Origin of the sequence: Bowmanella denitrificans, from assembly GCF_002887595.1 — a bacterium.
In the GTDB taxonomy this organism is placed as follows: domain Bacteria; phylum Pseudomonadota; class Gammaproteobacteria; order Enterobacterales; family Alteromonadaceae; genus Bowmanella; species Bowmanella denitrificans.
This window is the reverse complement of record NZ_PEBU01000026.1, coordinates 1-15,250: the sequence shown is the minus strand read 5'-3', so window position 1 is coordinate 15,250 and position 15,250 is coordinate 1. Positions and strand designations below refer to the sequence as shown.

11 protein-coding genes are annotated in these 15,250 nt (G+C 51.5%); 6 read left to right on the top strand and 5 right to left on the bottom strand.

Annotated elements, in window-relative coordinates; genetic code table 11:
- Nucleotides 1-177: 177 nt before the first annotated feature.
- From CSR04_RS24360 to CSR04_RS24350, 3 genes are read right to left on the bottom strand one after another with little or no spacing between them, the layout of a single operon-like run.
- Complete coding sequence (locus tag CSR04_RS24360; RefSeq protein ID WP_102798960.1) at nt 178-1,692, bottom strand: parallel beta-helix domain-containing protein; 1,515 nt, start codon at nt 1,690-1,692, stop codon at nt 178-180.
- A complete protein-coding gene (locus CSR04_RS24355) occupies nt 1,685-2,863 on the bottom strand; it encodes a cytochrome-c peroxidase (RefSeq protein WP_102798959.1) in 1,179 nt (392 codons plus the stop codon). Before CSR04_RS24355 ends, CSR04_RS24360 begins: the two co-directional genes overlap by 8 nt.
- Nucleotides 2,860-3,471 (bottom strand): c-type cytochrome, encoded by a 612-nt coding sequence (locus CSR04_RS24350; protein ID WP_102798958.1) that lies wholly within the window; start codon nt 3,469-3,471, stop codon nt 2,860-2,862. The genes CSR04_RS24355 and CSR04_RS24350 overlap by 4 nt, the downstream gene beginning before the upstream one ends.
- A 223-nt stretch (nt 3,472-3,694) precedes the next feature.
- Between CSR04_RS24350 and CSR04_RS24345 the strand changes: the two genes are divergently transcribed.
- Nucleotides 3,695-6,250: a TonB-dependent receptor gene (locus CSR04_RS24345; protein WP_102798957.1), complete on the top strand. Its 2,556-nt coding sequence runs from the start codon at nt 3,695-3,697 to the stop codon at nt 6,248-6,250.
- 106 nt (nt 6,251-6,356) lie between these two features.
- On the top strand, nt 6,357-7,346 hold the full coding sequence (locus CSR04_RS24340; protein WP_102798956.1) for a hypothetical protein: 990 nt from the start codon (nt 6,357-6,359) through the stop codon (nt 7,344-7,346).
- Here CSR04_RS24340 and CSR04_RS24335 read toward each other — a convergent pair.
- The gene (locus CSR04_RS24335) at nt 7,325-8,260 is read right to left on the bottom strand and encodes a diguanylate cyclase domain-containing protein (protein ID WP_172449484.1); all 936 of its coding nucleotides are present in this window, start codon (nt 8,258-8,260) and stop codon (nt 7,325-7,327) included. The genes CSR04_RS24340 and CSR04_RS24335 overlap by 22 nt on opposite strands.
- A gap of 14 nt (nt 8,261-8,274) precedes the next feature.
- A complete protein-coding gene (locus CSR04_RS24330) occupies nt 8,275-9,672 on the bottom strand; it encodes a PhoH family protein (protein WP_102798962.1) in 1,398 nt (465 codons plus the stop codon).
- A gap of 326 nt (nt 9,673-9,998) precedes the next feature.
- On the opposite strand from CSR04_RS24330, the gene rapA reads away from it, so the two are divergent.
- From rapA to CSR04_RS24310, 4 genes are all read left to right on the top strand, one after another.
- The gene (gene rapA / locus CSR04_RS24325; RefSeq protein WP_102798955.1) at nt 9,999-12,821 is read left to right on the top strand and encodes an RNA polymerase-associated protein RapA; all 2,823 of its coding nucleotides are present in this window, start codon (nt 9,999-10,001) and stop codon (nt 12,819-12,821) included.
- Nucleotides 12,821-13,477, top strand: a complete 657-nt coding sequence (locus CSR04_RS24320; RefSeq protein WP_102798954.1) for a pseudouridine synthase — start codon at nt 12,821-12,823, stop codon at nt 13,475-13,477. The genes rapA and CSR04_RS24320 overlap by 1 nt, the downstream gene beginning before the upstream one ends.
- A gap of 51 nt (nt 13,478-13,528) precedes the next feature.
- Entirely contained in the window at nt 13,529-14,437 is a 909-nt protein-coding gene (locus CSR04_RS24315) for a DUF3530 family protein (protein ID WP_102798953.1), read from the top strand.
- A 387-nt stretch (nt 14,438-14,824) separates the two neighbouring features.
- Complete coding sequence (locus CSR04_RS24310) at nt 14,825-15,148, top strand: hypothetical protein (protein WP_102798961.1); 324 nt, start codon at nt 14,825-14,827, stop codon at nt 15,146-15,148.
- Nucleotides 15,149-15,250 lie beyond the last annotated feature (102 nt).

Below are 15,250 nucleotides of genomic sequence, written 5' to 3'. Positions count from 1 at the left end.
GGCAGTTGGCAGTTGGCAGTTGGCAGTTGGCAGTTGGCAGTTGGCAGTTGGCAGTTGGCAGTTGGCAGTTGGCAGTTGGCAGTTCAGTCTGACTCGCCCTCGCGCGCTGTCAACAGATTTCTGCTAACTGCCGACTGATTACTGACCACTTAGCTCTGCCAACTCCAAACGGCAAACTTACTTCGTGACACTCAGCATATATTCCGCCACCGCCAGACGAGTGGTTGCATCCAGATAATCCTGAGGCGGCATTTCGGGGTAGTCATCACGTTTTTTCACCGGCTTGGCAATATAGTCGGCCAGCCCTTGTGGGTTATCCATATACAGGGCCTGAATCACTTGCACGGGTGGGCCGATCATACGCCCGGTGTAGGTATGGCAACCGGCACAGATACCAAGATAGGCCACCTTGCCCACTTCGCTGGGGTCAATTTCACGGGGTGCGACCGGCTCATCCAGCAGGTAAGTCAGAATGTCACCCGTATGGGTAAAGCCGCATTCTGCCCACTTATCCACCCCGACAGTGACATACTGATGGCGATTAATAATGCAACTGTCACGACTGACTCCCACCCGCACGATATCCGGGTTACCGGTTTTAAATTCGGTTAGCATCAGTGCTTTGGCTTCGTCGATGGTGTCGTAGCCGTTGTTGTGCATCAGGTTGTCCAGAATCGCCACTTTATCCGGGGCCGGATCGGATTCCGGGTCGATAGTGGTATTAGGCGCATTATCATGGTCGGTAATAATAATACCGGCGGTTTTGTTGTCGCTGATAATATTACCTTCCACCACCACTTCATCGGCCGCCATAATCAGAATACCAGTACCCGGTGGAATGCCTGCCACCGTACTGCCAGGCGCACCAAAGTTCTTATGGTTGTTACCCACAATAAAGTTGTTGCGGATAATCACGTCATAGGTGGTTTTCACTGGCAGGCCGGGCGTGATAAAGGCCAAGATACCGCCGGTGTTATTGGTGACATAGTTGTTTTCCACTATGGCGTGGCGGCTGTTTTCTATCTCAATACCGGCCACACTCTCAAACACTTGGTTATGAGCCACGTGAATGTTATCGCTCATGCCCACATAGATGGCGGCATCCTCAATACCGGAAATCACGTTGTGGGTCACAATGCCGTTTTTACCCAGTTGCGGGAAAATACCGTAGACGCCGGTATCTACAATAATATTGTTGCGGATCTCAAAGTTGTTGCCGGCCTGCCCCATAATGGCGTTGCCTTTGTACTTAGTGATCAGCAGGTTTTCCACCACAATATCGTTGCCCGAATACAGCACCGCATCATTCAGATGGCCTTTACCGTCTAATGTCGCCCGCCGCCCTTCCTCAATCACACCTGTCAGACGGATATTGTCTTTATCGATATACACCGTCTCGGAATAGTTGCCCGGATACACCAGAATGGTATCCCCGGGTTCGGCGATTTTTACCTTGTCCATAATCAACTGGCCTTCGCGTACCTCATGCACAGTGCCGTTTTGCGCTGAGGTATGTATTGCCCTGACCAGCCCGGTTCGCCCACTGGGCTTATTGTCATTGCCACTGCCGCCGCTGTAGCCAGGGCCGCTGCGACTATCTGTCATTTGCGCCGGGGTGTCGGCGAACCAGTGTCGACCAGCAAAAAATGCCGCGACAATTAACACCACGGCAAAAAGGTTGCCCTTATTCATCGGTATACTCCGCTTGTTGGTTGCGTGTTGGTTGAAAAGCTGTCCTGGGGTTAAGTCCGGACGGCAATTTTTCTGGAATGTTTGGCATCAGGCTTTCATCGGTCAGGGTGCCCAGGAAAGTAACAATGTCGTCAATTTCCTGGTCGCTGAGTTTCGGCTCCCAAATATGCCAATGAATCTGCATTTCCACGCCGGGTGGTACGGCATGGCCGCGGCCTTTGGTATAAAACGCTACGGCATCGCGTAATGACGCAAAAACACCGGAATGCATATAGGGCGCGGTTTTTACGATATTACGCAAGCTGGGCACCTTAAAACCGCCCTTAAGTTTGGGGGCATTAAAGGTCGCTTCAGCACCAATATCCAATGCCAGCCCCTGGGGTTCCGGCGTGCCGATCACGGCAATCTGTTGATTGGTAAAAAGCGGCGGGGTATGGCATTCAGAACAGCGCGCAACAAACGACCGGTAGACATTCATACCGGCAATCTCTTGTTCATTTAACGCCTGATGATGGCCCAGTGCATATCGGTCATAACGGCTGTTTAATGAAATCAGCGAACTCTGAAATGCCGCCAGCGCATGCAACAGATTTTCCAGGCTCAGGGGTTGCGAAGTGTCAGCATAGGCCTGCCCAAATAATCTTTGGTAGTCTGAATTGGCGGTTAAATCTGCCATTAATTGCTGGGGTGTATTGGCCATTTCATCTGCTGCGAATAGCGGCCCTACCGCCTGCGCTTCAAGGCTGTCTGCCCGCGCATCCCAAAACAGCTTCTGCAGAAAACCCACATTCCACAGGCTGGGTGCCGCCCGTTTGGCCACCTGCCCATCAATACCAATACTGCGGGGACGACCATCGGCAAAGCCCAGCTCCGGCTGATGACAACTGGCACAGGACAGCGAGCCATCTTTGGACAACAAGGGATCAAAAAACAGGTAACGGCCTAAATCAATCTGCGCCGGACTGAAGCCATCACGAAAGGTTGGCAACCCTGTCTGGGTGCCTCCCACTCCGCGGTTTTGTAATGAATCGTAGAACTGATAACGATTCACCAGGTAACACTTGCCAGCCCGCAACTCGAAACTGGGGGGGCATTGCTCCGTCAGCTCAATATCTTGCCCAGCCAACACATGGCAGGTCATCAACATCAATAGAATTAGCAACTTATTCATAGAGAACTAATAAACGCCAGCACATCTTCAATTTTGTCATCCGGCAGTACTTTGGCCATCATCGCCATCTGTCTGCCCGCTTTGTCGGCATCTGCATTACCACGCAGGCCTTGTTTAAAGTGCATAAACTGGCGGCGCAGATAATCCATGTCCTGTGCGGCCAGACGCGGTGCTTTAAGAGCAGGATTACCCTGTCCCTGACCACCATGACAAGCGCCGCAGTTATTCTGGTAATAGGCGTTACCGGTTTTCAGATCGCCGGGTAACAGGCGGCGTTCATTTGGTACCGGCATTTTCTCTATATAGGCTGCCAAGGCCTGAATGTCTGAGTCTTGCGGCAATAAGGATTTCGCCATGGCGGCCATTTGCTGGCCCTGAACGTCATCGGCATGCTGCCCCCGGCTACCGTTTTGAAAGTGAAGCAGTTGCCGGGTCAGGTAGTCGGCTGACAAGCCAGCCAATACCGGGCCCTGCATCTGTGTGTTGCCTTGTCCCTTTTCGCCATGGCAGGCGGCGCAAGTTGCATAAACTGCCGAGGGGTCGGCCCAGGCACAAAGGCTGGTAAAAAACACTGCTGGCAACAAAAAACGGCAGACAAAATGCGGCATGAAGAATTCTCATATTTTAGTTGTGACATGCATATTAGTGGAACTATAGTACCAATTAAAACATTTTTTTAACTTTGATCTGGTATCTGTTTACATCCATCCTTAAACTGGTTGGGCCAGATATGTCATTCGACAGTAGTGAAGAATTGCTATTCTCGCGCTGTCTATAAAAACGGGTGCAAGCCCGACAATAAACATCAGCAGCAATGATTTGGGGTACACAATGAAGCATCTGACCCAGCGCCCGACACTGATTGCCAGTGCCGTTGCCAGCATTCTCACCTGCACTGCGGTATACGCACAGGAAGACAACACAGATAAAGAAACCATCGGCATCGAAGTGTTGGAGGTAACCGCTCAGAAGCGGGTAGAAAACATCCAGCAGGTGCCTATTGCCATCAGTGCATTCTCAGCACAGAACCTGCGCAAAATCGGCGCAAACAACATAAACGATCTGGGTAACCTGACACCGGGTTTTGAAACTAACGTCACTTCACCTACTCAGCCTAAGTTTGATATACGCGGGATTAAAACCAATGACTTTGGTATTGGTGCCGATCCGGCCGTGGGTATTTATGTGGATGATGTGTATGCCGGTCGAAGTGGTTCGGCGCTGATGAATTTCAACGACGTTGAGCGGGTGGAGGTGTTAAAAGGCCCACAAGGCACCCTGTTTGGCCGTAATACCGCCGCTGGCGCTGTGCGCATCATTAATAAGAAACCCATAGATATTACCGAGGGTAATTACCGACTGACGCTGGGCAGCCATGATAAGAAACAGTTTGAAGGCGTATATAACCTGCCCCTGAGCGACGAATTGTATTTTCGCGGCAGCATGAATCTGAGCGATCGCGACGGCTATGTGGATGCTATCCAGTATCCCGACCCACGGGTGAATAACGGCGAAGGGGAAGCCAGAAAGGTTAAGTTAGGCGCTGAGAATGTACTATCAGGCCGGGCAGCCCTGCGCTGGCTTCCCAGTGACAGCCTGGAGGTTATCTGGCGCGCGGATTTTGACGAACTGGACAGCGATGCCAGGCCGGTCTATTCAGCCAATAGCAGCTATTACAAGCAACAGGCTGATGGCGGTCTGAATCCATTTGGTACCTACGAAACCGATATGCAATCGGTGGAAAGCCGCAATCTGTTTGGCACCTCGCTGGAAATCAATAAGGAATTGGAAGTGGGTACTCTGACTTCCATTACTGCCTACAGACGCTTCAATACCGAAAACCACACCGATGACGATGGCAGTGCTGAAACCCGCGGATTCTTTGCCTCCAACAACAGGGAAGACCAGACCTACTTCAGCCAGGAGATACGCCTGACCGGTATCACCGAAGGCGGTATGAAATGGACAGTAGGGGCAACTTACGCCAATGAAGATATTCATCAGATCACCGATGCGGAGTTTATGATGGAATCGCTGGACAGCTTTGCCATTAATGAACAGCTCAAGGCCCTTGGCCTGCCACCAACAGGCGCTGTGCAACTGGGCGTGCCCGGCATTATGGATATGCCGGTAGGTACAGGTCTGTCAGGTTTCCTGCAAAGCTTACTGCCCAACGAGTTGGCTTATCTTTCACAACTTTCCGGCGTATCCAGCGAAGAACTGGCGTGGCGAATCGCCCGCGACAATCTGGGTAAACCCTGGACGGAAACCACAGAAAACTTTGGTGATTACACTTCCTATGCAGCCTTCTTTGACGTGACTTACCCGGTTACCGATAAGCTGGATCTGACGGTTGGATTACGTTACACCAAGGACAAAAAAGACTTCGGCATTCTGTCCCGCTATCAGAATGAAGTCACCATCCCCTTGCCTGGTGTACCAGCCATGCCATTCGGGCTGGCGTTTGGCACGGAGTATTTTCTGCGCGACGCCAATGGTGAAGCGATACTGGACGCCGATGGCAATTACCAGCCATTTGAACAGACTAACAGCTGGACCAAACTTACCCCCAGGGTAGTGCTGGATTATCAGTGGACAGACAACCTGATGACCTATATTACCGCCGCCAGTGGCTTTAAGGCAGGCGGTTTTAACAGTCTTGGCGCTGCCCCGCCTTTTGATCAGGAAGAAGTGGATAATATTGAAGTGGGGATGAAATCCACTTTGTTCGACAATCGCCTGAAGCTGAACTTGTCTGCGTATGATTATGACTACACCAACCTGCAGATCCTGCGTCTGACCGGTTCAACCGGCAATATACCGGTGTATAACGTGCGAAACGTTGACGCGGCAGGTAAAGGTTTTGAAGTGGAGTCGGAATGGGCCGCCACTGATAATCTGGTGCTTAATTTTAACTATGCCTATCTGGACAGCGAATACACTAAGTATTCACTATTTGTGGGGGAAACCGCCGCTGATGATCTAACCGGCAGCCCACTGGCCGGGGTCCCGAAAAACCGCTGGTATTTAGGTGCAGACTACTTTATTCCTGCTGACAATGGCGAATGGATGCTGCATATGGATATTACCTCGGTGGACGAGCGTGCCACCGCCAGTGACGTTAACTCGGTGCGTTTGTTGCCGGTAGATCCGGGTAAGGTGCCGGGTCTGACCTCGGAAAATCGGGTGGAAGGATACGATCTTATCAATGCCCGGGTCAGCTATCGCAGTGACGATGACTGGCAACTGTCATTGTTTGTGCGCAACCTGGCCGATGAGGAATACCTGTTATCCGGTTTTGGCGGACAAGGGGAAAATACCGGCTCAGCCAACCTCAGTCCTGGCCTGCCGAGAATGTGGGGCGTGGAATTTAGCCAGTCTTTCTAATTCATATGAGCGAGCAAAGGGCGCCATGGCGCCCTTTTGTCGTTATACTGAATTTTATTTAAACAATTAATCGTACAAACTGAACAGCCTCTGTATTGGCAAGTATATGACGTTGATAAGTAAAAATATTCTGACAACCAGTGTTGCATGTTTGCTGTGGCTTGCGATGCCCGCCGGGGCTGAACAATTGGATTTTCAACGGCAGGACAATGCAGACAAGATACAGCTAAGCTATCGTTGGACAGACTTTCAGAATCAAGAACAGTCATTATCTTTCGAGTTGGACAAGCAGGTTATCCATCAGCAATTTCAGAAGCTGAAAAGCTATCAGCCCCATATCGCGCAGCGCTCAGTAATGCTTGCCATGCAAAAAGCGGCCAGAGACATAGACCCTAAGCAAGCGCGAATCGCCATTCGCAAAGTCGGCCAGGAGTTGCAATACCAGGTGCGGGCAAGCAATCCGGAGTTGATTAGCGAATGGCAGTCAAGACTATTTAATCTTGAACGTCAGGCCTTTGATGACTACCTGGCCAGTAACTATTATGCCCGCTATGCAGATTACCTCGGGCAGCAAGGGGTTAAGCCGGATCATATTCGCTATGCCAATGAAAGTATTGTCACTCTGCTGCCGGCCGCTAACGCCATCTATGCCAAGCTGATGGACGACAGTCAACCCCGCGCTTATGTGAACATTCTATTGAGTTGGATCCAGGCCATTCCCTACGATACCCTGGAAAGCCGCTTGACCTCGAATGGCTCGGGATTCTTGCCTCCAGCGTCAGTCCTAATCAATAACCATGGTGACTGTGACAGCAAAACAACATTGGCAGTTTCACTGCTGCGCTCAATGCTACCCAATATGAGTATGGTTATTCTTTATCTACCTGGGCACGCACTGATGGGAGTAAAACTGTCGCACCGGGAAAAAGATGCCACTGTTACTATTGAAGGAAGCGATTACCTGCTGGTAGAACCGACTGGACCGGCACCTTATCAGGTGGGTGAAGCCTCGCCCACTAGCCTGGCTGCCATTGCCGGCAATATGTTTACCTATGAAAAGGTTACAGGCATTCCTCAGGCGGCATCAGGCGAATAGATACCACTGCTCACTCTGTTTCTCCCCTGCTGTTTGGCTTCATACAGAAACTTATCGGCCTCTTCCATTAATTGCGTACGCTCCATCCCTATCTGTACCTGACAACTGGCCAATCCGGCACTGATCGTAACGACTTGCGCACAACTGGAATATTTATGTTCAATGGCCTGGCTTTCTACCGCCTGGCGTAAACGCTCACTCACCACGCAGGCTTCTTCCAGCTCAGTGTCTGGCAGCAGCACAACAAACTCTTCTCCGCCATAACGGGCCACCAGATCGCCTGAGCGTTTGGCTGTACTGGCCAGAGTCTGTGCCACCCGTTGCAAACAAATGTCACCGGCGCCATGGCCATAATTGTCGTTGTACTGTTTAAAAGAGTCTATATCAATCATGCACAGACTTAAGGGCAAACCGGAGCGCTGCGCGCGGCGCCATTCCACCTCATAATGTTGCTCAAAATTACGCCGGTTTGGAATCTCGGTCAGCCCGTCCAGACTAACAAGCTTTTCCAGTAAGTCGGTTTTTTTCTTTAACTGCATCTGGTTTCTGACCCTGGCTTTCACCAGGGCCAGATTATAGGGTTTGGTGATATAGTCAGCCGCGCCTGCTTCCAGACCTTTAACTTCGTCCGCCTCAGAATCCATCGAGGTAGAAAAAATCACCGGTATATTGACTGTACGCGAGTCCTGCTTTAACGCCCGGCAGGTTTGATAACCGTCCATACCCTGCATAATAATATCCAGTAAGATCAGGTCAGGTTGCTGCAGAATCGCTATTTGCAGAGCCTGCTCGGCATTGGATGCCACTAACACCTGATAGTCCCCGGTCAGGGCCTGACCAAGGATTTTCAGATTAATTGGCTGGTCGTCCACGACCAGCACTTTTTGTTTTTGGTTATCCCGATAAGGGCTCAAACTGCTTACCTTTGTTATAAATGCTCTTCAGCAAATTCGGCCAGACGGCTACGAACCACACCGTCGAGATTAATAGTAGCGCTCCCGGCAAAATTCTTAAATTTTTCCACTAAATAAGTCAAACCAGAGGTCACCGGCGACAGATAGTTAGAATCTATTTGCGCCAGGTTACCACTACAAATCAGCTTGGTTCCCTCACCACAACGGGTGATGATGGTTTTCAGCTGTGACGCGGTTAAGTTCTGGCTTTCATCCAGAATCACGATGGAATTCTGAATGCTGCGTCCACGCATAAAGTTGACCGATTTAAACTGGATATTGGCTTTTTCCATAATGTAACTCATGGAGCCTTTGACGTTTTCGTCATGTTTATGCAGCACTTCCAATGAATCGGTAATAGCGGCCAGCCAGGGGGCCATTTTCTCCTCTTCAGTCCCCGGCAGAAAACCGATGGATTCAGCAATTTCCGGCGTATTACGGGTAACGATAATTTTATCGTACATCTTACGCTCAACCACCATCTCCAGCGCAGCAGCCAGGGCCAGCAAGGTCTTACCGCAGCCAGCCGGGCCGGTCAGAATAATCAGGTCGATATGCGGGTCCAGCAAGGCGTGTAAGGCCATGGCCTGACCAATATTCTTTGGATGAATACCCCATGCCTTGCGTGACATCAGTCGTTCATAGCCGAGATCCAGAATTTCCAGCTTGGATTCCGATACATTTTCCACAATGCCGGCAAAAGATTTACTGTCGTCGATCAAAAATTCATTGATATAAGCCTCTGGAAAGACTTTGCGTTCAACCACATGCAGGGTTTCACGCCCTTCCGAGCGACTTTCTACGGTCTTCACCTTGTCCCAGAAGTCGCCTTCAAACTTGTGGTAACCCTTGCTCAGATACTTAATATCACTAACCAACTGGTCGGTACGATAGTCTTCCACATGGGCCAGGCCAGCACCTTTGGCTTTCAGGCGCATATTGATGTCTTTGGTAACCAATACCACCTGACGAGGAGTAGCGCGCTGCTGAATATGCAGTGCCGCATTAATGATGCGGTTGTCGTTTTCGTTGCTGGTAAATACCTGCTGGGATTTGGGCATTCCCACATCAGCGAAAATGGACAAGCGCCCCGTAGGTGCGGCTTCGCCAGAACCCAGACCTTTCAGCGACACGCCGGCGGTCAATTGATCGGGAGTCGCCTCATGCAACACATCTTCCATGGCGCGGATAGAAATACGCGCATCGCGGGACACATCTTTTTTACTGTCTTTGATGTAATCCAGCTCCTCCAGCACCGTCATAGGTACTACTACGTCGTGTTCTTTGAAGGACAGGAAGGCAAAAGGTTCGTGAAGAAGGATATTGGTATCGAGGACGTAAATTTTGCTGTTGGCAGGTTTGGTTCTTACCATTCGCATCTCCGGCTGGTTATTCCCACCCTGGGCCATCCGCTGACTGGCAGGGTGTGGTTTTAGCCCATAGCCGCTGGATGCCAGCCATGGACCGCGCATTCCCCGTGCAGACCAGCAATTGAGTTCACTGGCCTGACAACCTCACAATAGAACACTTTTCCCGCCGAATCACCTATTTTTAGACAAGGGCGGCTGCAGCGGGATTATTTGCTCACAAATTGCACAGCAACATCGTATTTGCATAAAATCCATGGCCAACGCGAATTGCCCCAGAGGGGATTCTCACATAAGATCCCGCGCCGCAATTTTTGTCATCAGGAGCCTTCATGTCATTTGCCTTAGGTCAACGCTGGATCAGTAATACCGAAACCGAATTGGGACTGGGTACAGTCGTTGATGCCCAGGGCCGTACCCTGACGATGCTGTTTCCCGCCACCGGGGAAAGCCGCACTTACACCAGGGATAACGCACCATTGACCCGTATCGAATTTGTTCAGGGCGACAAGGTCAAAAGTCATGAAGGCTGGCAATTGCAGGTAGAAGAGGTTACAGAACAAAATGGTCAGCTCACCTATACAGGCAAGCGACTGGACAGCGGTCAGTTGGTGGAACTGAAAGAAACCTTCATAGATCATCACTACCAGTTGGACAAACCTGACCAGCGCCTGTACAGCGGCAATTTTAACGATCCACGCTGGTTCGACTTGCGTCTGGTCTGTCTTAACCACCAACATCAGCATCAAACCTCGCCACTGCTGGGTATGACCGGCGCAAGGGTAGACCTGATCCCCCATCAGTTGCATATCGCCCAGTCCGTGGCTGGTCGCTTTGCCCCAAGAGTTTTACTGGCCGATGAAGTAGGCCTGGGCAAAACCATTGAGGCGGCATTGATTATTCATCAGCAAATGCTGACGGGTCGCGCTGCAAGGGTATTGATTGTGGTGCCGTCGAGCCTGGTGCACCAATGGCTGGTAGAAATGCTGCGTCGGGTGAATCTGGCCTTTGCCATTTTTGATGAGGAGCGTTGTCAGTCCCTGGCCGAAGAAGGCGGTAACCCCTTTGAATCAGAACAATTGGTATTGTGCAGCCTGGATTTTCTGACCCGCCATCCGCAGTACCACGAACTGGCCGTTGAGGCCCCCTGGGATCTGTTAGTAGTCGACGAAGCCCACCATTTGCAATGGTCGGAGCAGCAGGCCTCAGAAGAATATCGGGTGATTGAAGCGCTGGCCGCTCAGACAAAAGGGGTACTGCTGCTGACCGCCACCCCAGACCAACTTGGCCATGAAAGTCACTTTGCCCGCTTGCGTTTGCTCGACCCGGCCAGATTCCATGATTATCAAAGCTTTCTGGCTGAAGAACAGCAATATGCAGCGCTGGCCGATGCCATTGCGCCACTGGTGGAAGGACAACAACTGAGCGATGCTCAGATTCAGGCCATAGCAGCATTTGCACCGGAAGAGAAAGCGAGCCTGGCGAATATCAATAGCGCCACAGAACAACAAAAACAAAAGCTATTGGCCCATTTAATTGACCGCCATGGTACTGGTCGTCTGTTATTCAGAAACAGTCGCGCCGGTATTCAGGGTTTCCCCAAGCGCCAGTTGCTGCCTCATGCATTGCCATTACCACAGCGCTATCAACAGTTGTTCGACGACGCTGAACTGAAACTGGAGTTTCGTCTGACGCCGGAACGCCACCCATTACTGCAAGGCACCTGGACCGAACTGGACCCCAGGGTTAACTGGTTTATTGAACTGCTGCAAAACCTTAAAGGCGAGAAAGTGCTGACCATCTGCGCCAGCGCAGTTACCGCCATGCAACTGGCCGAAGCCCTGCGCGTTAAAGCCGGGATCCGTGCCGGCGTCTTCCATGAAGGCTTGAGTATTGTTGAACGTGACCGGGTGGCTAATTATTTTGCCCAGTCTGAGGAAGGCGCTCAGGTGCTGATCTGCAGTGAAATAGGCAGTGAAGGACGTAACTTCCAGTTCGCCAACCAGCTGGTGCTATTTGATTTGCCATTGGTGCCGGATTTGCTGGAACAGCGTATTGGCCGCCTGGATCGCATCGGCCAGAAGCGCGATATCCATATTCATGTTCCTTATTTCAGCGGCAGTGCTCAGCAATTACTGATGAACTGGTATCACCAGGGGCTGAATGCCTTTGAGCATACCTGCCCTACTGGTACTGCGGTGTTCGAGCAGCTTAAAGACCAACTGCTTGGCTGCCTGCATACTCAGCAAGAAGATGAAGTGGATAATCTGCTCAGCACCACATTAAGCCTGCATCAGCAACTCAAGCAAAAGCTTGAGCAGGGCCGCGATAAATTACTGGAGCTGAATTCCTCCGGCCGCGGCCGGGTTGAGTCACTGGTGCAAGCCATTGCCGATTTGGATGACAGCCCGCAATTGGAAAGCTTTCTGACCCGCTTGTTTGATGCCATTGGTATTGCCCAGGAAGAAAAGGATGACTATTGCTACATCCTGCGGCCTGGCGAGTCCATGATCAGCCAGTTACCCGGCCTGGATGAAGAAGGTATGACCATCACCTACGAGCGCGGTATTGCCCTGGCCCGTGAAGATGTGCGTTTTATCAGCGCCGATCATCCTATGGTACAACACGCCCTGGATATGATTCTGACCGATACTATTGGTATGAGCAGTGTCGCCCTATGCCAGGACAAAGCCCTGCCAAACGGCAGCTACTGGGTGGAATGTTTGTTCGTGCTCAGCGCCAGCGCGCCACGCGCCCTGCAGTTGCATCGCTATTTGCCCCCTACGCCTATCCGCCTGTGTGTGGATGCCACGGGTAAACTGTGCGATCAGCAGTTTGTGAATCTGGAACGTTTGAAGGGTAAGATGGGCCGACAACTGGTCGACGCCCTCAAAGCACAGATTGCCACAGCCGTGGAACAGGCCGGTGCTCAGGCGGCAAAACAGGCCATCGCGATTAACCAGCAGGCCACTGAATCCATGCAGGGACTGCTTGGCGATGAGCTCAATCGCCTGCAAACCCTTAAGGCACTCAATCCTTCTGTGCGTGAAGAAGAACTGGTCCATATCAGCGAGCAAATAACAGCGCTGAAGCAAGCCATGGGGCAGGCGGAAATACGCCTCGAAGCCATCCGCTTGGTGGTGAACAGCCACTGATGGCGTTACTGGATTATTCGCCCCCCTTAAGTCCCTATCTGAACATTTTGTACCGGGACGATGACCTGCTGGCGCTGGACAAGCCCAGCGGGTTGCTTTCCGTGCCTGGCAAGGCGGCCGAGCATAAAGACAGCCTGCAATTGCGTGTGCAGCGGGTGTTCCCCACTGCCACTGTGGTACATCGGCTGGATATGGCCACTTCCGGCATTATGTTGTTTGCGTTAAATGCACATAGCCACAAGCATATTTCCCTGCAATTTGAACGTCGCCAAACCCAAAAGGCCTACCTGGCCAGGGTTTACGGCGTTCCAGGCGCCCAGTCAGGAGAAATTGATCTGCCGCTGATTTGTGACTGGCCTAACCGCCCCAGGCAAATGGTGGATTTTGTCCGTGGCAAGCATGCATTGACCCGCTGGACGTTATTACAGGCCCTGGTCGATCACAGTGTTATACGCCTGGAGCCGGTAACAGGCCGTTCGCATCAGTTACGTGTGCATATGCTCAGTCTCGGCCACCCTATTCTGGGCGACAGGCTATATGCAAAAGGCCAGGCCTTACAGATGGCAGAACGTTTACAGCTGCATGCCGCTGAGCTACAGATTAGCCACCCGCAAAGCGGCCAGACACTGCACTTTGTCAGCCCCTGCCCATTTTAAAGTTTACCGCCGAGGCTCCGATAAAGAGGCTGAGCCTCAGATGGATATGCCATGAAGTTATTTTTTGCCCTGCTCTTGCTTTCCCCGGCCATATTGGCCCAGCAACTGGATCCCCAGGCTATGCGCAGCGAGGATATCCAGCAGGCATTGTCGCCTCACCAGTATCAGACCCTGCTGGCCGGTGAAAAAGACTTTACCGTGGTGATACAGGACAGCACCACGGTCAACACCCGTGGGGTGGCCATTCTGGTCAATGACTTTAGTCTGGGGCATATGGGGTCGCAGTCACTGGCTCCCTTAACCGGCTATTTAAATGATACCGGCTGGGTTACCGTATTAATGAGTGCTCCTGACACTGAGCTGTTTGGCGCAGAGCCGGCATCACCTGTCGCCTCGCCATCAACAGAGTCCAATCCCGAATCTCAAACCGATGCTGATGCAGAGCAAACCGCACCGCCTGCCACTGAGCAAGGCCAGCAATCAACGCCAGTCAAGCCCAATCAGTATCAATCAGCTATCAGTCAAGGCAGCTTTGATAATCAGGAACTGGCGCTACGTCAGCAGATGACGGCGGTAGTGCCCGTCGCCCAACGATATCCTGGTTTTTTCCTGGTTATCAGCCAGGGCACCAGCGCCGCCTGGCTAACGAAACTGTATGCTGAAGACAAGCTGGGTCCACCGGATGCTTTAATCAGCATTGCACCATTCTGGCCTGACAGCCAATGGAACCATCAGCTCAGCCAGTATGTGGGCGAGTTACCCAGCCCATTGCTGGATATTTACAATCAATGGGACAATGAGTGGACCCGGCAAAGCCGCAAGCAGCGAATGGTGGCAGCGCAAAAAGCCCTGAAACTGCACTATCGCCAGAGAGAAATCGTTGGTCAGCCTTTATCAACCAATCAAAGCGCTTACTTGGCCAAGGAAATACAGGGTTGGTTAACCCAAATGGGGTGGTGACACCTTAACGCTAATGGACATAGTCTGTACGACCCTGCCTTTGCTTACATCAGTGCTTGTTAGCCGCTTTGTGTTTATCACCACGAAAAAACGAAAACTCCCTCGCAGCGCCGCTGAGTTCGCTAAGAGCAAGCCCTGAAACTTCTGTGAAACCTCCGTGCTCTCTGTGCCTCTGTGGTGACCATCTGTCTGCGCAGAAGTATAAAAAACCACAGAGGCACAGAGAACACCGAGTGGTTGAAGGTATTGTTATTGCGGGCTTTTCTTGGCGCTTCAGCATCACAGCGAGATCGCTCGCAATACTGGTTCCAGAGTCAAATCAATCGTTCCAAGCGATTCTGTAAATCCCAACTATACTGGGGTTTAAAGCAACTCCGGGTGATACCAGTGACAGTACAGGGTTTTATCAATCGTAAGGCAAAGCAGTTGGCCTTCTTTGTGAGGGCCTTTTGGGACAGACGTATTCCCTACCGGGAAGTGGATCTTTACTTCTGGGACACCATGGAGGAATGGCATCAGGTGCAAGATCGCAACAACCAACCTTTCAGTGCCAAAGAACGGGTTTTTTGGCACTTATTGCATCAGTTACATTTCTGGTCAGAGCAAAAACTACTGGAAGATCCATTTCTACGCAGCGAATTGCAGACTTGTCTGGATTATCTGGAAGGGGATGGCCAGTATCCGCTGGATTGCGTCGGGGTACGTCCCTGAACTGACAGTTGGCAGTTGGCAGTTGGTGATGCCGCGCGCGAAAATTCGCGCTAAAGCGCGAGATAATTGAGAAAAGTGCGCGTTGCAAATAGTGAAAACATA

Coding starts and splice junctions, on each gene's coding strand:
- CSR04_RS24360 (WP_102798960.1), bottom strand. CDS start 1,692: ATGAATAAGGGCAACCTTTTTGCCGTGGTGTTAATTGTCGCGGCATTT.
- CSR04_RS24355 (WP_102798959.1), bottom strand. CDS start 2,863: ATGAATAAGTTGCTAATTCTATTGATGTTGATGACCTGCCATGTGTTG.
- CSR04_RS24350 (WP_102798958.1), bottom strand. CDS start 3,471: ATGCCGCATTTTGTCTGCCGTTTTTTGTTGCCAGCAGTGTTTTTTACC.
- CSR04_RS24345 (WP_102798957.1), top strand. CDS start 3,695: ATGAAGCATCTGACCCAGCGCCCGACACTGATTGCCAGTGCCGTTGCC.
- CSR04_RS24340 (WP_102798956.1), top strand. CDS start 6,357: ATGACGTTGATAAGTAAAAATATTCTGACAACCAGTGTTGCATGTTTG.
- CSR04_RS24330 (WP_102798962.1), bottom strand. CDS start 9,672: ATGGTAAGAACCAAACCTGCCAACAGCAAAATTTACGTCCTCGATACC.
- rapA (WP_102798955.1), top strand. CDS start 9,999: ATGTCATTTGCCTTAGGTCAACGCTGGATCAGTAATACCGAAACCGAA.
- CSR04_RS24320 (WP_102798954.1), top strand. CDS start 12,821: ATGGCGTTACTGGATTATTCGCCCCCCTTAAGTCCCTATCTGAACATT.
- CSR04_RS24315 (WP_102798953.1), top strand. CDS start 13,529: ATGAAGTTATTTTTTGCCCTGCTCTTGCTTTCCCCGGCCATATTGGCC.